At 45.7% G+C, this 26633-nt stretch carries 10 protein-coding genes; all 10 read right to left on the bottom strand.

Going from position 1 to position 26633, the window contains the following annotated elements; all coding sequences use genetic code 11:
* Positions 1-93 precede the first annotated feature (93 nt).
* Complete coding sequence (locus G3570_RS03805; RefSeq protein WP_165139316.1) at positions 94-498, bottom strand: TraR/DksA family transcriptional regulator; 405 nt, start codon at positions 496-498, stop codon at positions 94-96.
* A 532-nt stretch (positions 499-1030) separates the two neighbouring features.
* A complete protein-coding gene (locus tag G3570_RS03810; RefSeq protein ID WP_165139318.1) occupies positions 1031-2203 on the bottom strand; it encodes a SpoIIE family protein phosphatase in 1173 nt (390 codons plus the stop codon).
* A 15-nt stretch (positions 2204-2218) separates the two neighbouring features.
* The gene (locus G3570_RS03815) at positions 2219-2611 is read right to left on the bottom strand and encodes a response regulator (RefSeq protein WP_165139320.1); all 393 of its coding nucleotides are present in this window, start codon (positions 2609-2611) and stop codon (positions 2219-2221) included.
* An 11-nt stretch (positions 2612-2622) separates the two neighbouring features.
* A complete protein-coding gene (locus G3570_RS03820; RefSeq protein ID WP_165139322.1) occupies positions 2623-6600 on the bottom strand; it encodes a sensor histidine kinase in 3978 nt (1325 codons plus the stop codon).
* Between the two features lie 3 nt (positions 6601-6603).
* Positions 6604-11400 carry an ATP-binding protein gene (locus G3570_RS03825; protein WP_165139324.1) on the bottom strand — a complete coding sequence of 1599 codons (4797 nt, stop codon included), beginning with the start codon at positions 11398-11400 and terminating at the stop codon, positions 6604-6606.
* 1 nt (position 11401) lies between these two features.
* Entirely contained in the window at positions 11402-12706 is a 1305-nt protein-coding gene (locus G3570_RS03830) for an ATP-binding protein (RefSeq protein ID WP_165139326.1), read from the bottom strand.
* A 119-nt stretch (positions 12707-12825) separates the two neighbouring features.
* Positions 12826-16842 carry a GAF domain-containing sensor histidine kinase gene (locus G3570_RS03835; RefSeq protein ID WP_165139328.1) on the bottom strand — a complete coding sequence of 1339 codons (4017 nt, stop codon included), beginning with the start codon at positions 16840-16842 and terminating at the stop codon, positions 12826-12828.
* Complete coding sequence (locus G3570_RS03840) at positions 16842-20273, bottom strand: GAF domain-containing protein (RefSeq protein ID WP_165139330.1); 3432 nt, start codon at positions 20271-20273, stop codon at positions 16842-16844. The genes G3570_RS03835 and G3570_RS03840 overlap by 1 nt, the downstream gene beginning before the upstream one ends.
* Complete coding sequence (locus G3570_RS03845; RefSeq protein WP_165139332.1) at positions 20270-23215, bottom strand: GAF domain-containing sensor histidine kinase; 2946 nt, start codon at positions 23213-23215, stop codon at positions 20270-20272. Before G3570_RS03845 ends, G3570_RS03840 begins: the two co-directional genes overlap by 4 nt.
* Positions 23212-26142: a GAF domain-containing protein gene (locus G3570_RS03850; protein WP_165139334.1), complete on the bottom strand. Its 2931-nt coding sequence runs from the start codon at positions 26140-26142 to the stop codon at positions 23212-23214. Before G3570_RS03850 ends, G3570_RS03845 begins: the two co-directional genes overlap by 4 nt.
* Positions 26143-26633: the final 491 nt, after the last annotated feature.

The following is a 26633-nucleotide window of genomic DNA, read 5'->3' on the forward strand; positions in this document are numbered from 1 at the left end:
ATTGCGAAAATAATACTTTTCCCGTAAAAATGTATGGCTGTTTACCTCAAGCTATATGGTATGTAATCTCAAAAACAGAGAATGGTGCTGCTGTTAAGGGGTTTCACTCAATCCCTTCTCTTTAGCCTCCTTGCTGAATCGCGTATGCGGTACAGCATCCAAGCGGCCTTTGGAGATCACTTTGCCGGTAGCCTGGCAGATACCATAGGTGCCGTTTTGAATACGTTCCAAAGCATCATTGATCTCTTGGATGAACTTCTGCGTCCTCTCTTTAAGCTGGTAACTTAACTCCTGCTCTTCAACATCAGATCCGACATCCCCCATATGGTGATCAACGGATGAGTAGTCGGCGTCATCGGCCTCATTCAGGTTGTCAATGTTACGGTCAATATTTTCCAGTTCTTTTTCGGCTTCACTACGTTTTTCCAGGAGCAGTCTTTTGAAATATTCGAGTTCCTGTCTGTCAAAAGGTGTCTTTCCTTTTTTAGTTTCTTCCATAACAACCTCCTTGTTTTACCTGCAATTACACGCTATAGCTAAAGGTTGTCAATAGTCATTTTGCCTCTAAAGATTGTGGTGAAATGACCTACACTTATGAACGTAAATCGAGTTTAATTGAAAAAGGTTTGAATCACACTTGATGATATTTTGAGGATGTAACCTTGAGGTTTAGGGAATAATAAATTCAGGATGCAAGATAATATAGAGGTTGGCTCATACCTTGTGATTTTTGGCCCTGTAGCGCATGAAAACCAAAAGTAGAACAGAACCGATAACCAGAGTAATAAATAGGCTGCCGGTAATTCTGTAAAGAATATCACCGACGATAAAGCATACAAAAATAAAAAAAACGAGTCCCAAAAGTTTCCCCAGGCCACTCATAAGCGTTGCATCAGCGATTGATGAAGGTTTAAATAAGTTCTCTGCAGATAACTAAATAATTTTGATAAAGTAAAGACCCCTAACAATTTTTTCTATTCACCAACTCACCAACTCACCAACTCAGTAAATCAGTAAATCAATCCCTCACTCACTCCCTGCCTACATACTCCATTACCAATAGAGTTATATCATCCGACTGGTGGGCTTTATTCATGAATTTGAGGGTGTCCACGATAATTCCGCGCAACAGTTTCCCGTCACTGTCTTTGCTGTGCGTACGCAGGTATTCCTCTACCCGTTCGTCTTCATACATCTCGTCGTTTTCATTCATTGCTTCAGTAAGTCCGTCGGTATACAGAAACATCTTTTCACCGGGCTTTAGCTGTATCTCTTTGGTCTGGAACTGAATAGGTTCAATTTTTCCAAGCAGCAATCCTTCCGTATTTTCAACCTGTACTACCGAACCGTCGTCTTTCATATGATAGGGCAGGTTATGTCCGCCATTGCAATATTTAACAACACCGGTATCGGTATTTAGCACCCCGTAAAAAATCGTAACAAAGGTAGTCAGGTCACTTTCGGGAATGAGCATGGTATTTACAGTCTGCAGGCATTCCGCAGGATCTTTAAGTTGTGAAGCAATAGCTTTTAACATGGTTCTTGATACCGCCATATAGATCGATGCCGGAACTCCTTTCCCGGATACGTCGCCTATTACAAAGCCGAGGTGATTATCATCGATCATGAAGAAATCATAAAAATCGCCGCCTACTTCCTTGGCCGTGTGCATTTCTGCGTATACCTGGAACTCCTTACGGTCCGGAAAGGCCGGAAAATCCTGTGGTAGGATTTTTTGCTGTATACGTGATGCGGTGTCCAGATCTTGCTGTACCGAGTTCAGCAGATTCTTTTGCTTCAGGTTTTCCCGTATGTAATGAATCTCCTTGAGTCCTCTTTCTATGGTCACCTCCAGATCTGTAAAGTCAATGGGTTTGGTCACGAAATCAAAAGCACCTCTATTCATGGCGGTACGAATATTTTCCATATCACCGTAAGCAGAGACGATTACCGTCTTTAGTGCCTGTTCCTCCTTCTCCTGCAGCTTTTGAAGCAGGGTCAACCCATCCATTTTCGGCATGTTGATGTCAGAAAGAATCAGAGAGATATCACTGGTTACGTTTAGCAAATCCAGGGCTTCCTGGCCATTTTCAGCGAAATAAAATTCATAATCATCGTTATGAATTTTTTTGCGGAATTTTTGGAGGATGAGCATTTGTAGATCAGGCTCATCGTCCACTACCATTATTTTATGCGTTCTCATAATCTTCCTACTTCCTTATTGTTCATCTTTGCTATTGTTATACTCTTTTTGAACTTCCTCTTTAAGAGTTTCAAAATTGATGGGTTTGGTAAAAAACTCCTTTGCCCCTGAATCAATAGCCCGGTTATAGTTTTCTGAATCCCCATACGCAGAGATCATGCTGACCTTTATATCCGGGTAATGCTTTTTTACATGCTGTAAGAGCTCGATACCTGACATACCCGGCATGTTGATATCCGAGAAAATGTACATCACATCAGGGGGTGTTTTTGACTCCAGTATTTCCAGAGCCTCCTCTCCTGAGAATGCAAAAAGCAGTTCCAGCTGTTTGTTTCTGATTTCCTTTCGGAATTTTTGACGAAATAGCATCTCTACATCTTTTTCGTCATCTACGACTAAAAACTTCATAATATTAGGTTTTATGTTGGTATGTTAATGATAAATTTTGTGAATTCTCCTTTTTTACTTTCAATTTCTAAAGTTCCGCCATGCGCTTTGATAATATCGTGGGATATACTGAGTCCTAAGCCTGTTCCTTCAGTTCCTTTTTTGGTGGTAAAGAATGGCTGCAGTATAAGATCTTTCAACTCCTCAGGGATTCCAGGCCCGTTGTCGGTAATCTGCACCTCCGCATGCGTGCTATTCTTATGGGTGCCTACCGATAATTTGGGAGTGTAGGTATCTTTCCCTTCATTGTTGCCGTCAATCTTTTCCCTCATCGCATCAAAAGCATTGTTACATAAGTTTAAAATCACCCTACTGAACTCCTCAGCAACCAGTGACAGTTCCCCGATTTCTTCATCAAAATGAAAGTCTATGTCTACGTTGATAGGATGCTTTCCGGCTCTCATCCCGTGAAAGGCGAGATTCGTGTACTCCTTTATTAAATTATTAAGTGGGATCGGTTCTTTTGCTCCCGCTCCTCCTCGACTGTGCTGAAGCATTGATTTGACGATAGAATCCGCCCGGTTCCCGTGTTCATGAATCTTGCGGATGTTGGTTTCAATGTCTTTCAAAATGTCATTTATCAATTCACCGTCGGCAGGAAGCTTAGCTTTGATCTCTTCTCTTGCTTCTTCTATCAATTCAATGCTTAGATCCGAGAAGTTATTAACGAAGTTGAGCGGATTTTTAATCTCATGGGCGATTCCCGCTGTCAGCTGTCCTAATGAGGCTAACTTTTCCTGCTGCACCAGTTGCTGCTGCATAGTTTTGAGTTCACTCAATGTGGCATTGAGCTGTCTGTAGGCAGAAGCATTGTCAAGAGCTATGGCAGCATAAGTGGCCAGGTTTCGCAGTAAGTTTACATGATAAGGGGAGTATGCATTTTTATTAAAACTTTGAGTGGTGATAACCCCAATGGTTCGATCTTGCTGAACCAAAGGCAGGTAAATCACGGAGTTAGGTACTTTGCCAACCAATGGGGCTTCGTATTTCTGTAAATATTGCTTGTGCTCGTTTTCAAAATCCCCGATGATGATTTCTTCGCGGTTTTTAAAGCACCAAACCGACAACCACTTCTCATCATCGAGTTCATTGGTATAGGCTGGTAGCATTTCTCCTTCTTCCTTGGTAGCCGGAAAATCAAGCTGTTTTTGCTCTTCGTTGTATATGCCTACCCCAAAAATAGCGGCATCCATCAGTTTATTTACATTTTCGTATACGGTTTCAATGATTTTATCGACGGAGAGGGTGGAGGTTATGGCTCTACCGATTTTGCTGAGTTGCTCTGTATCGGCCCGGCGCCTGTTTTCGGCCTCGGCACGCAGCTCGGCCTCTCTTAACTTACTTCTCTCTTTTTCTTTTTTGGAAAGACGGTAACGCTGAACCCGGTCCACACCGAATACGCTAAAGCCGAATATTCCCACAAACAATCCATAAGCCCACCAGGTCTGATACCAGGGCGGCAGCACGGAAAGATTCACGGATGCTCCGTTTTCATTCCAGATGCCATCGGCATTTGAGGCTTTTACCCTAAAAGTGTAGTCACCCGGAGAGAGGTTAGTATAGGTGGCTGAGCGTTTGGTTCCTGCTGACACCCACTCATTGTCAAATCCTTCCAGTCTGTAAGCATAGCTATTCTTTGCAGCATTGGCGAAATGAAGCGCTACATAATCGAATGTCAGCTCATTCTGAGTATGAGCAAGCGTGATGGTTGGAACCTCAGTTAAGGGTTGTTTCAAAGGTGAATCTTCACCGACTTCAAGCGGTTTGTTGAAGAGCTTGACACTGGAAATGACTACCTGTGGGGGAATTTCATTGATATGAAGCTGCTCCGGGTTGAAGGCTGTAACACCTTTCCCGCTTCCAAAGTACATTACTCCTCCCTTGCCTTTGAAATAGGCATTTTGACTATACTCAAGCGCCATCAGTCCGTCATCGAGACCGTAATTGCGAAAGGTTTCGGTTTCCGGATCAAAGTTAGAAATGCCATTATTTGAACTCATCCAGAGCGTTCCTGCTTCATCTACAAGAAGGCCATAAAGCGTATTGCTGGGAAGGCCCCGTTCCATGGTATAGTGTTTTGCCGAACCTGTGTGTGAATCAAACCGGTTCAATCCGCCATTCTGCGTGGCAAGCCAGAGAATGCCCGGTTCGGAGGCACGCTCGGTAATGCCTGCAATCTGATTGTGATTGATGGTGGTGGTATCATTGGGGTTATAAGTCGAAGCAAGAGTAACGTCATCATTCGCATCGATTCGGTATAGCCCTTCGTTAGTGCCCGCCCAGAGTACCTGATTTGTATCCTGGTACAGACTTAGCACAAAAGGTTCCTGATCAATTCCACTCTGTGCCATAGGTAGGTGCTCAAAGTCCCTGCTTCGGGTATCGAAACGGTCGATGCCTCCTGCGCTTCCTAGGTAAAGCGTGCTGTTGTCTTCATAGCTTTTAACCAGTGCGAAGATATTATTTCGGCCACGGTTTTCCGGTTTCTGAGGATGCCTATATGAGATTGCTTTGCCGGTGGTACGATCAAAAAGATTGAGTCCCCCGCTGCCGGCTACCCAGAATTCATTATCGGCATCTTCCGCAAAAACTCTATAGTTTCCGGGAAGCAGAGAAGTGGAATCTTGCGGAATATGCTGATAACGAACGAATTCTGACGTACGTAAATCAAAACGGGTAAGGAAATCACCACCGACTCCTACATCCGAACCTACCCATAGGGTGCCATTGCGGTCCTCATAGACGCCCCAAACTATCCCCGGAGCAATACTTTGGTCGTCTTCAGGGTCATTTCGTAAGTGTGTAAAGTTTACGGCCCCCGGATTAAAAGCTTCCAAACCTTCCGTGAAAGTACCCACCCAAATAGTGCCCGAGCGGTCTGCAAACAGTGTTCGAACATTGTTATCACTGAGACTGTGAGGGTCTCTTGGATTATTTCTGTAAGAGGTGAAGGTCTCCGATTGCATATCGAAGCGAGCAACCCCTGTACCGGGTCCGCCTACCCAGAGTACGTTCGGGTTGTCCGGATCGGGGACCACCTGGTGAATGAAATTCAGAGGATTGGTTTCGCTGCTTTCATTGTCAGCAATGAGATGTCGTTTATATGCCCCTGATAGACTATTGAATTTGACCAGCCCGTTGCCGGTTGCCAGCCAGATAATATTGGGTTCATCAGGAGAGTGATATTGGCCAAGTACATTTTCAGGTGCACCATAAACGCCTCTTCCTTCGGGGTCGAAAAGAAATCGTGTAATTTCATCTGTTTCAGGGTCAATCCTGGATATACCGTTATTTGAGCCTGCCCATATGTAGCCTTCAAAATCTTCGGAAATTTTGAAGATGGTATGACTGGATATGGTACTGGAATCGTCATGAACATGAGTGAACCGTGTAAATTTACCATCCTCTCCGGTTTTCATTCGGTTCAGACCATTATCAAAAGTACTCACCCAGAGATCTCCACGACTGTCTTCAAACGGCATGAAAGCACGATTGCTGGATAGTGAAGTGGAATCGTCAGGATCGTGCAAATACTTCTTGAATCGACCGGTTGTTTGATTCAGCCGGTTAAGCCCACCGCCTTCCGCCGTTACCCAAATATCTCCATTACTCGCTTCTGCAGCACCCCGCACCCAATTTTCAGAAAGTGAGGTTGTGTCGAAAGGAGTTTCGGTATAGACCTTGAATTCCTGGCCGTCAAAGCGATGCAATCCACCCTGTGTGGTTATCCATAAGTACCCACGGCTGTCCTGCATAATGGAGCTGGCACTGGCTTGAGCCATTCCCTCTTCAATACCGATATGTTCAAAGCGCAGGGAAGGGGCTTTACTGGTCATGAAGGTGGTCCGTGAAACCTGCTCATCCTGGGCAAGGGCAGGGGAAGTCCAAAGAATAAGAGGTACCAGCAGGAGGTACGAGTAGAATTCGGTCATTTCTTTTAAAGCTTTCATTGCTTACTTACTGTGAAATAGGTTAATAGTGAAAATGGTACCTTCTGACTCACTTGAAGAGACCTCGAGTTTGCCACCATGTGCTTTTATAATATCATTAGTTATGGATAAACCTAGGCCGGTGCCATCCGTCCCTTTTTTTGTCGTAAAAAACGGTTGCATAATCTTGTCTTTTATCTCACCTGGAATGCCGGATCCGTTATCTTCGATTTCAATGGCAACACTCGATTCATCTGATATGGTACGAACAGTAAGTTTGGGCTCGTACTTGTGATTTGACTCAGCTGAGAGCCGTCTGCTGTTATCTGTCAGTTTCTCCCTCATAGCATCAAAGGCATTATTACACAGGTTTACAATCACCCTTGAAAAGTCTTCTGTAACCAGCGGTACCACACCGATCGAATCATCAAGATCAAACTCTATGTCTACATTGATAGGGTTTTTTGAAGCTCGCATGCCGTGGAAGGAGAGGTGAGTAAATTCTTTCACGAGTGCATTCAAATCCGACGGCTCCATTATTCCTGAACCGCCCCGGCTATGTTCCAGCATAGACTTGACGATGCCGTCGGCACGGCTACCATGCTCATGAATCTTTTGCAGGTTCATCTCCACATTATTCAGGATGTCATACAATTCAACAAGCACATCATCCTGAAGGGATATATCGTGAAACGCCCCTACAGATTTGATTTCATCCCGTGCTTCTTGAATCAGTTCTACGGATAAATCCGAAAAATTATTTACGAAATTAAGTGGGTTCTTGATCTCGTGTGCGATTCCGGCGGTAAGTTGACCTAGAGAAGCCAGTTTTTCCTGCTGAATAAGCTGATCCTGGGTAGCGTGCAATTCCTTAAGGGTTGCTTCCAAACGGTCCCTTTCTTCACGAATTAGTTTTGCCTGTTGTTCAGCTTCCTTAAGATCCTCGAATCGCTGATAAGCCAAGTCAAATACCCCGGCAAAACGAACCAAAGTTTCTATGGCATTCTTAGGGGGATTGGGGACAACACCCGGCAGACTATATCCTATCTCACCCTGACGGGTTCGCGCCATGATAAAAGTAAGCCCCCCAATGTGTCGAACATCATCCAGACTTGGGGCCTGAGGATCGACCTGTTCAAAATCGCCAAGAGTGATCATCTTATTCACGTAGTCCACGGCCATATCGGGACCCATATCAAGTACCATGTACGGTTCATCACTCATTTCCCAACGTACCACCGACTCAATTTCGGTATGTATCTTCCTGGGAAGTGACATAATCATTCCGATCTTACTACCATCACCGGAGGTCATTGCCTTCTCGTATTTGTCCTCCAGCCATCTCATATACCAGAAATAGTGAGCTTCGTGACCCAGTGAAATAAACTCGGTACGCATAGTGACCACAATATCCAGCAAGTCGCTGGATTTTTGCATAGCTGATACTTTAGACCGAATTCGTTCCAGCGCTAGTTCAATTTCGGCTTCCCGAGCTCTTTGTTCCGATTTCTTCAGATCGAGAAATCGGGTATAGGTCTGGTCAAATACACTGGTGAAGCGTTTGAAAATATCGTGTGCTTTCGGCACTTTTTCGTAAGTGATAAACAATAGAAAGCCATTTGAGAATTTACACAAGTGGTTAATCTGGTAAGTCGGCAGTGAAAGTCCTTCGTCTTGCAGATCCTGAAATATTGGAGTAAGCTGGGGAAGGGATTTCATAAAACCGTAATGGCTTTCGAGTGCTTCGCCTTTTAATTCCTGCACAAAAAAGGTGTTCTCGCTGTGAACAAAATCGTCCCATTCTTCGAAGGATGCTTCACCCCGGTGCGGCAGGAGGAAGGGTTTTTGGACCGTACCCTCACTGCTCATGATGCAGGAACTTGAATGCCCATCCTCTTCCAGAATGCAGTACCCGCAACTCCATGCATGAATGCCCAGTGCCTGTATTTCCAAAAATAAGAGATTGGCTACTTCCGGAAGCTCATCACTATTCTGCATGCCCATGGTACGGGAGCGGATCTTTTCGAGGCCGGCTTCAATTTTGGCTTCCCTTGCCTGAGCTTCTGCTTTTTGAAGATCGAGGAAACGGGTGTAGGTTTGTTCAAAGACTTTAGTGAAGCGGACCAGAAGGTTTTCCTCTTCTTTTTCTAGCAGCGATCCGCCAACGATATGGAGGTATCCATAGGTGAAATTAAAGCAGTAGAAGACGGTAGGGTCGGGGAACTGGTTACGGACCATTTCCTCCGCTTCTTTGGAATTGAACTTGGTTATCGCATATTCGAGATGATCTAATCTTACTTGTCCGGCCACAGATTGATGAAAGACAGGTTCCTGAGCTTTCCATGCGGCATATCGTGCATCAAATGTATCATCTCCGGTCAGTGGCAGATAAAACAACCCAAACTCGTCTCCGCCTGGACTGGTGACCCATGTTTCCTGTATTTGTTGTTCCTCGCGAACTTCGACATAACCACAGGTTACAAAATTGGTAACACCAAGAGCGATGAGTTCTTTATATAATAGTACAACCACGTCTTTAAGCTCTTCGCCTTTTTGCATGCCCATAGTACGGGACCGAACTTTCTCCAGGGCCGTTTCAATCTTTGCTTCTCTAGTCTGTGCTTCTGCTTTTTTAAGATCCTCAAAACGCTTATAGGCCAGGTCAAAAGCCTGCCCCATTTTTTTAAGGATGGAACCTACCTCCTGTGTAGGTTTTTCCAGCATGTCTATACTCATCCTTCCGTTCTGAAGTGCTACGGTGGGGTGATAGGCAGTATCAAGGTTGGTCTCATCAATGAAATCCAGGAAATCCTGAGCTTCCTGAGCGTGTCCGTTATCCCGCAGCCATTGTACCGTGTGCGGATACCGATTCGGTCCCTGAGTAACAACATAGTAATCTTCCGTTTGCTCCCAGACTTCTCTCATAAAGAAATCCGGATGCGTATCTTCTATTTGATAAGTGATATCGAGGGAAATATCGAGTCCATTCCCGGTCTCTTCTATAGTAGTCAGGTCCCAGATTCTATATCTCCCATCCGGTTCTCTGAGGTGAATGGTAGCTGCCGAAACGCTTGGGATATCGAGACCTATAATCTCATTTTTTAAGGTGTTAACAACTTCCAGGATTTCATCTGACTTGTACATAGCCAGGGCCTTAGCCCGTACCCGCTCAACGGCAAGGTTGATCTGTGCTTCCCGTGCCTGAGCTTCTGCTTTTTTAAGATCTTCAAAACGGGTATAGCTTTGTTCAAAGACTTTCGCAAAACGTTTGAGGATATCAGGATCGGAATACTCTTCGGTTGTGATCAGCAGTAAATACCCATGTTTGTAGTAAGCGGCATTCCATTGTTGTTTTTTCGGGAATGTTAATCCACTATCCAGGATCTGTTGAAAGAAAGGTCTGACTTTCGGCAGAGAGAGCATATACTCATAATGGTCTTCTAATTCCTTTCCGGATTTAGTGATCGAGATAAAGTCTTTGTTTTCTTTCCATCCGGCGTACATCTGAGCATGAGTCGGGTCGTCAGTATTAGGTATAGACACTGGGGGAAGAATCCCGGTTTCGACGGCAAACCAGGCTACATCTTCATCCTTGTCATTTTCACAAAAAACAAATCCCGTACCCCACATTTCACCGCCGAGATTGCGCAGCTGCTCAAAAAGTACGAAAGCTACATCGTTCAACTCATCCGACTTCTGCATAGCCATAGATCGTGAACGCACCCTCTCAAGAGCCATTTCAATTTGGGTTTCCCGCGCCTGTGCTTCTGCTTTTTTAAGATCTAAGAAACGGGTGTATGTTTGATCAAATACTTTGGCAAAGCGTTTAAAAATATCGTGGGCATCAGGAACCGGTTTAAGCGTAATAAAAAGCAGATTTCCATGCGAGAAATTGGCTACGTGATGTACTTGCCGTTCAGGCATCGGATGGCCGGCTGATTCTGATGTTTTAAACGCCTCATCTAGTAAAGGGAAGGATCGCAAATACCGGAAATAGGACTTCATTTGATCGCCTGATATATCTTTAACAATAAATTCCTCTCCATTTACCCAGCTTTCATACTGTTCTTTATGCCATTCCTCTTCCTCAATAGGCATACGGAAGGGGGGATTCATTGAGCCATCTGCATTACACATCCAGGAAATAAGTTCACCCTTCTTTTGATCCCAAATGGTGAATCCGCTGCTGAATGTTTCTACACCAAGTGCTTCCATCTGCTCAAACAGCAGGGAAGAGGCTTCTGCAAGTTCGTCGCTGCTATGCATGGCCATCGTTCGTGCACGTACACGTTCAAGTGCCGTTTCAATTTCGAGCTCTCTGTTCTTTTTAAGCAGGTCATCAGTTTGCCGGTCTACCAGTTCCTGAAGCCTTTCTTTTTCCCGTTTCCACTCTTCCTGATGCCAGTGATCATTCTCAGTATCCACGGGGGTGGAAGTATGCCAGTGGGTCAATTTCCATTGGTTCTCTTCATATTCCATCACGCAACTGGCTCGCATAAAGATGGATTTAACTTCTTCTGAAGAGGAGAGTGTAAGAGTGATCTCCTCAACTATAAATGCATTATTTCCATCCGGTGAAATTCGGCTCGCTATTCGATTACGGTCGAGCCCGGGCTTCATGTCTCCCATCTGTTCATATTGAGATTTGAACAAAGCGTCAACTTCTTTCAGGGATAATATCTTTTCATCTTTCGTGGTGCCAAAAACGACAGGATCGGGTCCAATTATGTCAGACAGATCTTCATAGGGGGTAAGACAGAATCCCACATTCAAGATCCTTTCATAATTGTATTCCAGCGATTTTTGTTTTACTGAGTTCATATTACTCCTTTGAGTGCAGAGATATGGAGAAAATGGTTTTTTCACCGGGTATACTGCTGATTTCTATCTTTCCGCCATGTGCTTTTATAATATCATTGGTAATACTGAGTCCGAGTCCGGTGCCAAGGGTACCTTTCTTTGTGGTATAAAAAGGCTGCATGATTTTATCTCTGATATCTTCAGGAATGCCGGGTCCGTTGTCTTCGATTTCAACGGTGACACTCGATCCCTCAGAAATAGTACGAACAGTAAGTTTGGGCTCGTACTTATTATCTGACTCACCGTATAACTGATTGTCGGCTGTCAGCTTCTCCCTCATTGCATCAAAGGCATTATTGAACAGATTGATAAACACCCTACTCATATCCTCCGGGTTTAATGCTACTTTACCAACCGAAGAATCCAGATCCATTTGAATATCCACGTTTATTGGATCGGAACCTGCTCTCATACCGTGAAAACTAAGTGTTAGGTATTCTTCCACCAGGCTATTGAGATCCGTCGGTTGCTTGGTACCCGATCCACCCTTGCTGTGCAGAAGCATGGATTTTACAATGTTGTCTGCCCGGCTTCCGTGGTCGTATATCTTTTTCAGATTAGCCTCAATGTCATCCAAAATGGCAAGGATTTCTTCCGGCTCATCACTGAAAGCCTCTAGTTCTTCGCGGGCTTCATCAATAAGTTCTATACTTAGTTCAGAAAAATTATTGACAAAATTCAGCGGGTTTTTGATTTCATGAGCAATACCTGCTGTAAGCTGACCTAAAGATGCCAGTTTTTCCTGGTGAATGAGTTGTTCCTGTAGCGCTTTTAGTTCTTTGGTACGTTCTTTTACTTGCTGTTCCAGTTTTTTCTTCTCGGCCATCCATTCGTTGACATGCCAGGTGTCATCCTGAATATCAGAAGGGATGGAACCATGCCAGTGCACTAGTTTCCAGCTTCCATTTATATATTCCAGCAGGCAGGTAAAACGAAAATCAAACTCGTTACTGATTTCATCTGAGGTCACGCTCAATCGTATTTGCTCTACAAAGAGCGCAGTATCCTCCTCCGGAGACAACCGGCTATAGACATGCTCTCGATCAAAATTAAAATTCAGCCCCAATTTTTTTGCCTGCTCCTCCTGGGTTTTAATCTGTTCTCTGTAGCCTTCCAGATCATAAATTTCCTCATCAAGTGTGGTGCCATAGCCCATCACATCATCAGCGACCAATTCCTCGATATTATCCAAAGGAATCTGATTCAGGCTGATCGCCATAATTTTCTCAAAGGCCTCTTCCAGGGCTTGTAATTTTTTCTCTCTCATGCTTAGCTCTCAGGATTTTTTTCTAAAACTGCAGGTGAATATGCGTATGCCATGCTTTGATTGAGTATTACAGGTAGTTTCTTTTGTTTTTCCTTGATAGTAATCGAATATAAAATGTATCAGCCCACTGCATTCCGGGACTCCCGAGCCGGAGTTTTAGGCAATGAAATGACGAACTCTGTATAGGACCCCGGGTCGGATTCAATGCGTAGTGTTCCGTTATGCAGGTTGATAATATCGTAGGTCATGGATAATCCAAGTCCGGTACCTTCGCCCGTAGGCTTCGTAGTGAAAAAGGGTTCAAAAATCTTTTCACGTATCTCATCCGGTATGCCCGGACCGTTATCACGAATTCCAATTTGTAACCTTCCACCCAGATCCTGTGTAGTGATCTTTATAATTGGATTTCGTTCTTTGGTAGTGCTGCAGTGCTCATAGGCAGCGTACATGGCGTTATTGATGATATTCAGAAAGGCACGACTTAAATCCTGTGCTACCAAATCGATTATGCCAATTGAATCATCATAGTCGGTTTGGATGTCGATATTGAAGGATTTGTTGACGGCACGCATTCCGTGATAGGCAAGCTTAACATATTCGTCAATGAGCTTATTGAGATCGGTGGGAATACGTTCCCCGCTCTTGCCCCGGCTGTGCAACAGCATGCTCTTGACAATACCGTCAGCCCGTCTACCGTGCTCCAGTATCTTTTTGAGATTTGCTTCTACATCATCAAGAATAAAACCGACCTCCTCCGTGATATCAGAGGCGTCCAATCCTGAGACTTCATCCCGGATCTCCTGAACCAGCTCAATGGATACATCCGAGAAGTTATTTACAAAATTCAACGGGTTTTTGATCTCATGGGCAATACCTGCAGTGAGCTGTCCAAGCGAAGCCAGCTTCTCTTGTTGCACCAGTTGTTCCTGTGCTGCTTTCAACTCAGTCAGGGCCTCCTGCAGGTTTTCGTAGGCCTCGGCATTCTGCATAGCCACACCGACATTGGCAGCAATAGTGCTTAGCAGTCGCTGATCGTATTCAGTAAAGCGGTTTTTCTCTTCAGTACTCTGTACACTGATTACACCGATGGCTTTATCGCCGGTGACAATAGGAACACCGAGATACGATTCCACCCATTTCCCGATCTTTTCTGCCTTGATGCGGTCATAGGCTTCTTCAAGATCATGATTGATCAGCAGAGGTTTTTTGGTGGTGATAATCTTCTCGGTGAGTCCGTTTCCAAAAGGCTTGCTCTTCTTGGCATTCTTATCCCCATAGTAGTAGGGGAAGTGTAGCATGTTCTCTTCGCGTTCGTACAGAGCCAGGTAGACAATGTCAGCTTTAAATGTTTCCCGCATTTGTTCACCCACTAGATCGATGAGGGCATCAAACTCCAGCTGCGAGACCAGGGCCCGGCTTATATTATTCACCGTTTGCAGTTCACTGGCGCGTTGTTCGGTTTCAGCCAGCAGCCTGTTCGTTTCGTTAAAGAGCCGTGCATTTTCCAGCGCCACGCTCATACTGTTAGTTAGAGTGGTGAGCAGGCGTACATCCGATTCGTCGAAAGCATCTTCCTGTTCCACATTCTGCAGACTGACGGAACCGATTACCTCATCACCGACAATCATGGGGACAAATATGGCCGATTTGGGAGGGAGACCTTTGCTGACGCCTTGTTCGGTATCACCGTATTTCTTTGCCGTTTCAATATAATCACGGTTGATCAGCAGGTGTTCTTTATGTTCAATCAAGTATTTATTGGCCCAGATGAATGGGCGAGGTTCATTAAAGAAGCGCTCCCCGTTTTCAATGACATATTCCCAGTGTTCTATTTCCTTCTTATGGTCGAAAGTGCGTATGACCAGAGTCTGGGTATTTAACACATTACAAATGCGGTCGCCGACCAGACTGTAAATGGCTTCCATGTCCATTTCGCGCACCAAGCCTTCCTGCACACTGTTGATCACAGCCAGCTCGGCATTGCGTTGCTCGGTCTCGGCCAGCAGGCGTGTGGTTTCATTGAAGAGTCGGGCGTTTTCAAGGGCCACACTCATACTGTTGACCAGGGTATTGAGCAGGCGTACATCCGATTCGCTGAATGCGTGTTCGCGGTCAAGGTTTTGAAGGGTCACATAGCCCCGAACCTTATCGCCGACCAGCATGGGTACATAAAGTGCCGACTTTGCAACCCGGGTGCCGGGTACCGGTTTATGTGGCTGGCCAAGGATCGCAGAAAGTTCAGCTGCTGCATTCTCGTTTAACAGCAGCATGCTGCGATCATTAATAATTTTCTCCCTTACTTTGTCGTACGGACGATTGCTGGGGTAGAGGCGGTCCCCGTCTTCAAACAGGTATTTGAAGTTTTCAGTCTTGTCCTCGTGGTTAAAGGTTACAATGCCCGTAACTTGTGCATCAAATAGATTCCGGATTCGCTCGCCGACCAGTTCATAAATGCCCTGCATGTCCATCTCCGCCACGAGACCTTCCTGCACGCTGTTGATTACGGCCAGTTCGGCATTGCGTTGTTCGGTTTCATTGAAGAGGCGGGCATTTTCCAGGGCCACACTCATACTGTTGGCAAGGGTTCTTAGCAGCCGAACGTCCGATTCGCTGAACGCGTGCTCCTTATCGAGGTTTTGAAGGCTCACATAGCCGCGTACCGTGTCACCGATGCTGAGCGGTACAAACACCATGGATTTTGGAAATCCCGTTCCGGGAACAGCGGTAGGAGGGGCGCCGGTGATGGTGGTATAGGCTTCCCCCGCGTTCTCCTGGATATTGATCATGTTGTTGGTCTTGATCAGGCGCTGGCGGATCTTATCATATTTTCTCGGTTTGGGATATAGCCGGCCTCCGTTTTCAAAAAGGTAGCGGAACGTCTCAGTTTCGTATTCATGGTCGAAGGTGGCAATGGCAGCCACTTGGGCATCAAAAAGCTGTCGAATGCGATCTCCCACCAAGTCATAAATACCCTGCATGTCCATCTCAGCTACAAGTCCCTGCTGCACGCTGTTGATTACAGCCAGTTCGGCATTGCGCTGTTCGGTTTCGTTGAAGAGACGGGCGTTTTCAAGGGCCACACTCATACTGTTGGTCAGGGTGCTCAGCAGCCGCACATCCGATTCGCTGAAGGCATGCTCCCGGTCTAGATTTTGAAGACTCACATACCCGCGCACCTTATTACCCACAACCATGGGAACATACAGGGCTGACTTTGTGAGTTTGGTGCCCGGAACTACTGTAGGCTCTTCGCCGGTGATGGTCTTCCACACCTCGTCGGCATCTTCGTTGATGCAGATTAAGGTTTGTGAATCAATGAGGCGCTGGCGCACTTTGTCGATTTCACGGGGTTCAGGATATATGCGCTCCCCGTCTTCAAAACCGTACTGAAATTCCTCCTTGTGATTTTCATGATCGAAGGTAGAAATGACTGCAACCTGTGCATCAAACAGGGTGCGAATACGTTCACCGACCAGCTCATAGATACCCTGCATATCCATCTCTGCTACCAGGCCCTGCTGTACGCTGTTGATCACGGCCAGCTCAGCATTGCGCTGCTCGGTTTCATTAAAAAGGCGGGCATTTTCCAGGGCCACACTCAAGCTGTTAGCCAGTGTGCTTAATAGACGGATGTCATCATCACTGAAGGCATGCTCCCTGTCAAGATTCTGCAGGCTTACATAGCCGCGTACAGTGTCTCCCAATATGAGTGGAACCACCACAACCGATTTTGGAAATTTCGTGCCGGGTACGGCTTTGGCTTCCTCTCCGGTAATCTCTTTATAGGCCTTTTCAGCATTTTCGGCAATATATAGGAGCTCTCTTGAGTCAATTAGCCGTTGTCTGACTTTATCAATGGGACGGGGATCAGGATGAACGCGCTCACCGTTTTCATAAAGATACCTAAAGGTTTCCGTTTTGTATTCATTGTCGAAGGTTGCTATAGCAGTCACTTGCGCATCAAAAAGATCACGTATTTCCTCGCCCACCATCTCATAGATCTCCTGCAGCTCCATATTTTCGGCTAGGCCTTGCTGCACGTTGCTGATGATGGTGAGCTCGGCATCGCGCTGCTCGAGCATGCCCATGAGTTCTTTTAAAGTATCTCGATTTCTATTGGTATTCGTCGTATTCATCAATTGGCCATTAGATTTACTGAAAATGTGGTGCCGTTATTACTGCTCTGGAAGGTGATTGTACCACCGTGGGCTTCTACAATATCACGAGTGATGGAAAGTCCCAGTCCGGTACCTTCCGTACCTTTTTTGGTGGTAAAAAAAGGCTGCAGAATTTTTTCGCTGATATCCTCCGGTATCCCGGGGCCGTTATCCTCGATTTCGAGGGTTACTTGATTATCTGACCTAAGAGTTCGGATCATCAATTTGGGCAAATAGGAATCAGGACTTCCATTTTGTTTTTTTGTGCGCATGGCGTCAAAAGCGTTGTTAATCAGGTTCAGCAACACCCGGCTGAAATCTTCCCTGATGAGCTTGGCATCACCTACCTTGTCGTCCAGCAGGAATTTGATATCCACATTCATGGGATGTTTGCTGGCACGCATGCCGTGGAAAGCAAGGTTGGTATATTCTTTTATAAATGCATTCAGATCGGTAGGCTCCATCCTGCCGGTTCCGCCCCGGCTATGCAGCAACATACTCTTAACAATGCCGTCTGTCCGGGTACCATGTTCATGGATTTTTTTAAGATTTGATTTGATGTCACCGATCAGCATCCCCAGCTCATTACGGAGTTCTTCTGATTCAACTTTTCCCATGAGCTCTTCGACTTCCTCTGCGAGTTCGATGGATAGGTCGGAAAAATTATTTACAAAGTTGAGCGGATTCTTGATTTCATGAGCAATACCGGCCGTCAGCTGACCCAATGAAGCCAGTTTCTCCTGCTGTACCAGCTGTTCCTGGGTGGATTTCAGCTCAGTCATAGCATTTCGCAGTCGTTCATAGGCTTCAGCGTTTTCCATAGCCACACCCACATTGGCGGCGATGGTGCTGAGAAGTCGCTGGTCGTTATCGTCAAAACGATTCTCTTCCTTGGTACTCTGGATACTGATCACTCCGATGGCTTCATTACCGATTTGGATGGGAACACCGAGGTAGGAGGAAGATATGACCCCAATTTGTTTTGCCTTCATCTGGTCGCGTACCTCATCCAGGTCACGGTTGATGAGTAGCGGCTCTTTGCTGGTAATAATTTTCTCGGTGAACCCACTGCCGAATGGGCGGGACTCATTCTTATCACCGTACTCGTATGGAAAGTGAATCATATTCGTCTTCTTGTCATACAATGCAAGGTATACCACGTCAGCCTTGAAAGTCTCTTTCATCAATTGTCCGACCAATTTAATCAGCGCGTCGAACTCAAGTTGTGCCACGAGGGCCTTACTGATCCGGTTTACGGTATCCATCTCTGTTGCGCGCTGGTCGGCTTCCTCAAGCAAACGGCTGGTCTTATTAAAAAGCCGGGCATTCTCCAGGGCCACGCTCATACTGTTGACGAGGGTGGTAAGAAGGCGCACATCTGATTCGGTGAAAGCATTTTCACGATCAAGGTTTTGCAGCGTTACGTAACCGCGCACTGTTTTACCGACCAGCATAGGTACAAAAAGCGATGATTTTGCGAGCTGGGTACCTTTGAGCGGTCTGAACGGTTTGTCGTTTATTTTTGAAAAGACCTCTGCGGCATTTTCATTAATCAGCAAAACTTCTTTCGTTTCTATGATCTGCTCGCGCACCTTGTCATACGGGCGGGGATTAGGGTAGTAACGTCCCCCGTCTTCAAACAAATACTTAAAGTCTTCTATCTTTTGCTCAAGGTCGAAGGTGACAATGGCCGTGACCTGTGCATCAAACAGGTTTCGAATGCGGTCGCCTACCAGGTCATAAATGCTCTGCATATCCATCTCGGCCACCAATCCGCCCTGCACGCTGTTGATCACAGGCAGTTCGGCATTGCGCTGTGCGGTCTCGCTAAATAAACGCGCATTTTGTAATGCCACACTCATACTGTTGACCATCGTAGTGAGCAGGCGCACATCCGACTTGTTGTAGGCATATTCACGGTCTACATTCTGCAGGCTTACCGAACCGATTACTTCATCCCCAACCATCATCGGTACGAATACCGCTGATTTTGGAGGTAGCCCTTTACTATATCCCTCGCTGCCGTATCGTCGGGCCGTTTCCAGGTAATTATCGGTAATCAGCAGGTGGCCTCTGGAATTGATAACCTGCCGGTTAGCCCAGTTGATGCGACGAGGTTCTACTTCAAACTGTTTATCCTTCTCAACGGCGTATTCAAATTTTTCCAGGTCGTTCTCAAAATCGAAGGTGCGAATGACCGTGACCTGGGCGTCAAATAATTCCCGGATTCTATCTCCGACAAGGTTATAGATGCCCTGCATATTCATCTCACGTACCAAACCTTCCTGCACGCTGTTGATAATGGCTAGCTCGGCATTGCGCTGTTCGGTTTCACTGAAGAGCCGCGCATTTTCAAGTGCCACAGTCATACTATTGGCCAAGGTATTGAGCAGACGCACGTCTGAGTCGCTAAAAGCGAATTCGCGATCCAGGTTCTGAAGGCTCACATATCCTTTAACATTGCCTCCTAATACCAGCGGTACGTACACCATTGATTTAGGAAAGACGGTTCCGGGCAGGGCTTTTACGGATCCACCTATCTTATTGATAGCATTGATTGAGTCTTCATTGATATGAATAAGCTCCTGTGTTTCTATCAAACTTTTCCGGACGGCGTCATACTTTCGCGGGTCGGGATAGAAGCGGCTGCCGTCTTCAAATACGTATTTAAACTCTTCTAATTCATTTTCGAGGTCGAAGGTGGCAATCACAGTCACCTGGGAGTCAAAAAGCTCACGGATTCGCTCTCCTACCAGTTCATAGATGCCCTGCATGTCCATTTCGGCCACCAGTCCTTCCTGCACACTGTTAATTACGGCCAGCTCGGCATTGCGCTGTTCGGTTTCGCTGAAGAGTTCGGCATTCTGGAGGGCTACACTTAAACTATTGGAGATGGCACTCAGCAGGCGAACATCCGATTTGCTGAAAGCATCTTCACGATCGAGATTCTGCAGACTTATATATCCGGCAACCTCCGTTTCCATAATCATAGGAACATATAGAGCCGACTTGGGAAGTTCGGTGTCGGGTACAGCAACTGCTTTGTATCCTGTTATCTTTTCTATCTCTTCAGGAAAATTTTCATTGATCAGGATAAGCTCTTTTTGTTCAATTATTTGTATCCTGAGTTTATCGATGGGGCGAGCATCTGGATAGATTCGTTTCCCATCCTCATATCCATATTGAAATTCTTCCCGATCGCCTGACTTATCAAAAGTTGCAATAGTAATAGCTTGAGCATCAAATACTTTTCGTATTTTCTCCCCCACGAGTTCATAGATCTCCTGCATTTCCATGTTATTGGCCAACCCTTCCTGCACACTGTTGATTACAGTCAGTTCGGCTTCACGCTGCTCCAGCCTTCGTTTAAAATCGGCCAGGTTATTTGTGTCTTTAATACTTTTACTCATCGATTTCCATTTAGTGTTATGGAGAACCGGGTACCGCCGGTATCACTCGTAAAGTTCAGTGCTCCCCCGTGTGCTTCAATGATGTCATGGGTGATGGATAGTCCCAGTCCTGTACCTTCTGTGCCTTTTTTGGTAGTAAAAAATGGTTGGAGTACTTTTTCCTGCAGTTCTTTCGGAATACCCGGTCCGTTGTCTCCTATATGAACCAAAATACGGCTGTCGTCACGCTCGGTTTCTACACTGAGTTTTGGCAGGTAATTCTTTTCGCTGCCTTCCTGCAGTTTGCTTCGCATGGCATCAAAGGCATTATTCATCAGGTTTAAGAGCACTCGGCTGAAATCCTCACGAATGAGTTCTGTTTCTCCGACCCTTTCATCAAGACTGACATCAATATCTACATTGATTGGATTTGTACCGGCACGCATCCCATGATAGGCCAGATTGGTAAACTCCTTGACAAGGGCATTGAGATCGGTAGGTTCCATTTTCCCTGATCCCCCGCGACTATGCTGCAGCATGCTCTTAACAATTCCGTCGGTCCTGGAACCGTGCTCATAAATCTTGGCAAGGTTCGATTTAACATCACTAAGCAACTCGACCAGGTTCTGTAGCGGTTCATTGAGATCCGATAGGTTAGATACCCCTTTGGTTATGGTCTCAACCTCTTCCATAGCTTCCTGGATGAGCTCAATAGACACGTCGGAAAAATTATTCACGAAATTAAGGGGATTCTTTATCTCATGAGCGATACCGGCTGTCAACTGTCCCAGCGAGGCTAGTTTTTCCTGCTGCACCAGCTGCTCTTGGGTTGACTTCAGTTCCACCATCGCATCACGAAGTTTTTCATAGGCTTCGGCGTTCTGCATGGCAATCCCTACATTAGCCGCGATGGTATTCAGCAAGCGCTGGTCATTTTCATCAAATCGGTTCTCCTCTTCAGTGCTCTGTATACTTATCACACCGATTGCTTCACTTCCGGATATGATGGGGACTCCTAGGAAGGAGGAGACCCATTCCCCTTTTTTCTCGGCCTCGAGCCGGTCAAAGGTTTCAACCAGGTTTGTATTGATCAGAATGGGTTCCTGTTTGGTTATGATTTTTTCGGTGATGCCGCTTTCAAAGGCTCTTGAAGGAATACTCTCACCATAGGTGTAAGGGAAATGCAACATATTCAAAGAACGGTCATATAATGCAACATATACTATGTCGGCTTCAAAGGTCTCCTGCATGAGTTCCCCTACCAGGTCAATCAGACTGTCCAGTTCCAGTTGCGTTACCAGTGCACGACTTACCCGATTGACCGTATCAAGCTCGGTAGCCCGCTGGTGGGACTCCTCCAGCAGCTTGCTGGTCTTCTTAAAAAGGCGAGCGTTTTCAAGGGCCACGCTCATACTATTGGTGAGGGTGGTAAGCAGGCGAACATCCGATTTGCTGTAGGCGTGTTCCTTGTCCACATTTTGAAGGCTGACGGAACCGATTACTTCACCCCCCAGCATCATAGGGACAAATATAGCTGATTTTGGAGGCAGACCCTTGCTGTACCCTTTGCCTCCGTACTTTATGGAAGTTTTGGTATAATCTTCGTTAATCAACAGGTACTCTTTGGATTTGATCAGCTGCTTGTTGGCCCATATCAGGGGCCGCGGTTCCATCTCCAGATGTTTACCTTTTTCAACAGCATATTCCCAGTGTTCCAGACCTTTTTCGTGATCAAAGGTTCGAATTAAGAGCGTCTGGGTATCCAATACTTCACAGATGGTATCGCCAACCAGACTGTAAATGGCCTGCATCTCCATCTCCCGAACAAGGCCTTCCTGCACTCCGGTAATAATGGCCAATTCGGCATTTCGCTGTTCGGTTTCGTTAAACAGGCGAGCATTTTCCAGGGCTATGCTCATACTATTGGTGAGGGTGCTGAGCAACTTTACATCAGAATCACGGAAGGCATACTCCCGATCCAGGTTTTGCAAGGTTACATAGCCGGTAATATTTTCCCCAACCATTAAGGGGACATATAGCAGCGACTTGGGTAGCTTAGTGCCCGGAACGGCCACGTGCGGCTTGCCGGTAATTTCTTCGATGCGCTGATCAGCATTCGTATTGATTAACAACAAATCTTTATGCTCGATTAAATACTGCCGAATTTTATCAATCGGGCGTGATTCCGGATAGTGGCGTTTGCCATCCTCGAACAAGTAATGGAAATGTTCTATGCGGTTTGAGTGGTCAAAGGTGCAGATAGCTGCAACTTGGGCATCGAAGAGATCACGAACCTCTTCGCCTACCAGTTCATAAATGCCCTGCATGTCCAATTCCGCCGCAAGTCCGACTTGTACACTGTTGATTACCGAAAGTTCGGCACTGCGTTGTTCCGAGTCATTGAACAAACGGGCATTTTCCAGGGCAATACTCAAGCTGTTAGCGAGAGATTCCAGCAGCTCAACGTCATCTTCAGGGAAGGCATCTTCACGATCCAGATTTTGAAGGGTCACGTAACCCATAATTTCCTGACCTATTATAAGTGGGACATATAAAAGCGATTTTGGCAGCTTGGTGCCGGGTACTGCCTGGTGGGGCTTATTGGTGATTTTTTCAATAACCTTATCGGCATCAGAATTTATCAGCAGCTTATTTTTGGTCTGTATTAAATGATCCCGAATTTTATCAATTGGTCGTGATTCCGGGTAGTGGCGTTTGCCGTCCTCAAATAAATATTGAAAATGCTCAATTCTATTTTTTAAATCGAAGGTAGAGATAGCTGCAACCTGGGCATCAAATAAGTCCCTAATGCAATCTCCCACCTGATCATAGATGTCATGAATATCCTTTCGAACAGCAATTCCTTCCTGCACACTCTTTATGACCGTCAGTTCAGCCTCTCGTCTCTGGAGGTTGATGGCGGTTTTATCCGCTTTTGTTTGTTTGTTCAGGCCGGCTTTCATGGGATCTTGTTTAGATTAACTGTGAAAGTTGTACCTGAATCAGAACTATCGAACTCCAGGCTTCCCCCATGTGCTTCAACAATATCATGGGTAATGGAGAGGCCCAGACCGGTTCCTTCGGTCCCTTTCTTGGTGGTGAAAAACGGTTGCAATATGCTCTCATGTATCTCTTTCGGAATGCCGGGACCATTGTCTTCTACAATAATTTGGACCTTATCCTCCAAACCGATCGTCTTTACTGTCAAGGTGGGTTTGTAGGCAGAACCGGTTGCGGATTTTTTTTCAGCTGATAATTTCACCTTCATGGCATCAAAAGCATTATTGATCAAATTCAACAGTACCCGGCTAAAATCTTCGCGTACCAGTTTTACTTTTTTGATCTGTTCATCAAGATCCAACTCAATAGATACGTTAATTGGATTCGTACTTGCTCTCATTCCGTGGAAGGCCAGGTTTGTGAATTCCCTGACCAGTAAATTCAGATTGGTTGCCTCCAACTCTCCGGATCCTCCACGGCTATGTTGCAGCATGCTCTTCACAATTCTATCGGCGCGCGAACCGTGATTTTGAATTTTGGCCATATTTTCACTGATATCACTGAGGAGTTCTGATAAATCGGCTTTTCGCATCTCAAACTGACCGTTGTCATTTAGGGAAAGCTCGGCCAGCCCCTGTTTGATATCTTCCACCAGTTCTGATGTCAAGTCGGAAAAATTTATGACGAAGTTGAGCGGGTTTTTAATTTCATGAGCAATTCCTGCCGTCAGTTGTCCCAGGGAGGCTAGTTTTTCCTGCATTACAAGTTGCTGCTGGGTTTGCTTAAGCTCTCGGGTTCTGTCTTCCGCTTCTTCCAATAACCGGTTAGTTGTGTCAAAGAGCCGAGCGTTTTCAATGGCAGTAGCTGCAAGTGGGGCAAACATGTTAAGCAGACGCAGGTCGTCATTCCCAAAAGTCCGGTCACTGTCAAGGTGAATACTGACCAGGGTTCCAACGAGCTGATCTCCAACCATCAATGGCACAGCCATCACGGCACGTACAGTAGTTTGTTGGTATTTTTCTGATCTTCCTTGCCAATTCTGGTAATCCCTGACGATGATGGGCTCACGTGTTTCAGCCACTTTCCCCATAACGCCTTCTCCCAGTGAGAGACAGGTACCGACTGACTGCATGCCGAGGTTATGACTCGAAACCACTTCCAGTTCTTTTCGATCTTCATGATAGATGGCAAGTTCTCCGCCGGTGACTTCCAAAAGGGAAGAGGCACGTTCTACTACGGAGTCAAGAAGCAGTCGCAATTCGAGTTTGGAAGACAAATCGGACATGGTATCCAGCAGGGCCTTTTGCTCGTCGGCTCTTTTCCTTTCGGCTTCAAAGATCCTTGCGTTTTCAATAGCTGTGGCAGCCAGAGGGGCAAACATATTCAACAGGCGAAGGTCATTCTCCTGGAAAGTACGGTCCTCATCCAGGTGAATACTCACCAGGGTTCCCACCAGCTGGTCACCGGTCATCAGCGGTACGGCCATGACACCCCGGACAGTAGTATCCTGGTATTTTTCTGACCGCCCTTCCCAGTGTTGATAATCCCTTATGATAACGGGCTCACGTGATTCGGCCACCTTGCCCATGACACCCTCTCCATGTTTCAGGCGTGTCCCAACAGAATTAAAGCCAAGGTTACGGCTGGAAACAACTTCCAGTTCTTGGGACTCCTCGTCATATATTGCCAATTCTCCGCCAGTCACACCCAGCAGGGAAAAGGTTCGTTCTACTACAGAATCCAGCAGCTTATTCAATTCAAGTTTGGAAGACAGGTCCTTCATGGTATCCAGCAGGGCCTGTTGTTCGTCAGCTCTTTTTCTTTCAGCTTCAAACAGTCGTGCATTTTCGATGGCGGTTGCGGCAAGGGGAGCAAACATATTCAGCAACCGCAAGTCATTTTCACTGAATTTCCGGTCTGTCTTTTTATGCACACTGACCAAGATACCAACCAGTTGAGTACCGACAATCAAGGGTACAGCCATTACACCACTGACTGTGGCTTCTTCATATTTTTCGGATCGTCCGTTCCAGTGCGGATAATCGTCGATGATAATAGACTCCCTCGTTTCTGCCACTTTGCCCATCACACCTTCTCCAAGAGCCAGTCGGGTTCCCACCGAACTCATGCCCAGCTTATGGCTGGAAACTACCTCCAGCTCCTCAACATTCTCATAATATATGGCCAGCTCGCCCCCGGTAACTCCCAGCAGGGAAACGGTTCGTTCAACTACCGCATCCAGAAGGTTTCTAAGTTCAAGTTTGGATGACAGATCAGTCATGGTATCAAGAAGGGCCTTCTGCTCATCGGCTCTTCTTTTCTCCGATTCAAACAGACGGGCACTTTCCAGGGCGATAGTAGCACTGTTGGCCATTCTTTTGAGCATATTCACATGGTGATCGGAAAAGGCATGCTCCCTGTCAATGTTTTGAAGACTTACATAACCGTTCACCCGTTCTCCCAGCAAAAGCGGGGCAAAAAGCATGGATTTTGGGAATTTTGTTCCCGGTACCGGCTCGGCAGGCTTACCGGTGATTTCTGCAAATCTTTCTTCTGCATCTTCATTGATTAGAATCAGTTCTTTTGAGCGGATTAATTTTCTTCGCAGATTATCTATCGGACGGGGAGGGGAGCTGATCTGCTGTTCATTTTCGTAGATATATTGAAACTGTTCTTCCGCATGTTTATAGTCAAATGTAGATATGGTAACCGCCTGAACATCAAAAATATTCCGGATGTAGTCCCCAACCAATCGGTAGATTTCATCAGTTTCAACACCACTTAGCAAAGCCTCCTGAACGATATTTATCACCTTCAACTCGGCTTCATGCCGGATGAGCGCCTGGGCAGCTTCGCCCAACTCATTTTGATTTTGCTCAGATGACTTCATGGGATATTATTACATTTCGAGCTGAAGAAAGTCCTTTTTTTGGTAATTGGGTTACTATTGCTGTGCTCAATTTAGCTTCTCTAAAAAATTGTCTCTACAAAACCGGTATTCCTGCACAATGCACTTCCATAGCACACAGGCCGGCTATTATCTTACAACCAAATATGTTAATCCCAGATTTACCCTGATCGATAGGATTCGGGAGCGGAAATTCTATTGCTGATATGGTTTGGCCCTCTCTTTTTTAACTGCTTCTAGGTCCAAAAACAGACAGTATAAATTCCCCTAAATTTCTTTTCCTTCTTTTACAGCCACCCCTCAAGACTGTTTGGATATTTACCTATATATAAACAAACGTATATTATTGAACTATTTATAGCTAAATATTAACCTAATATACTCTATCTTCTCATAAATGCTAGTTTTGTGACTGATTTTTTTATCACTTTTTAGAGCTCATTCTCAAAAAACGGTCTCTGAATGCAGTAGCT

It is taken from the genome of Halalkalibaculum roseum, assembly GCF_011059145.1.
Lineage (GTDB): Bacteria > Bacteroidota > Rhodothermia > Balneolales > Balneolaceae > Halalkalibaculum > Halalkalibaculum roseum.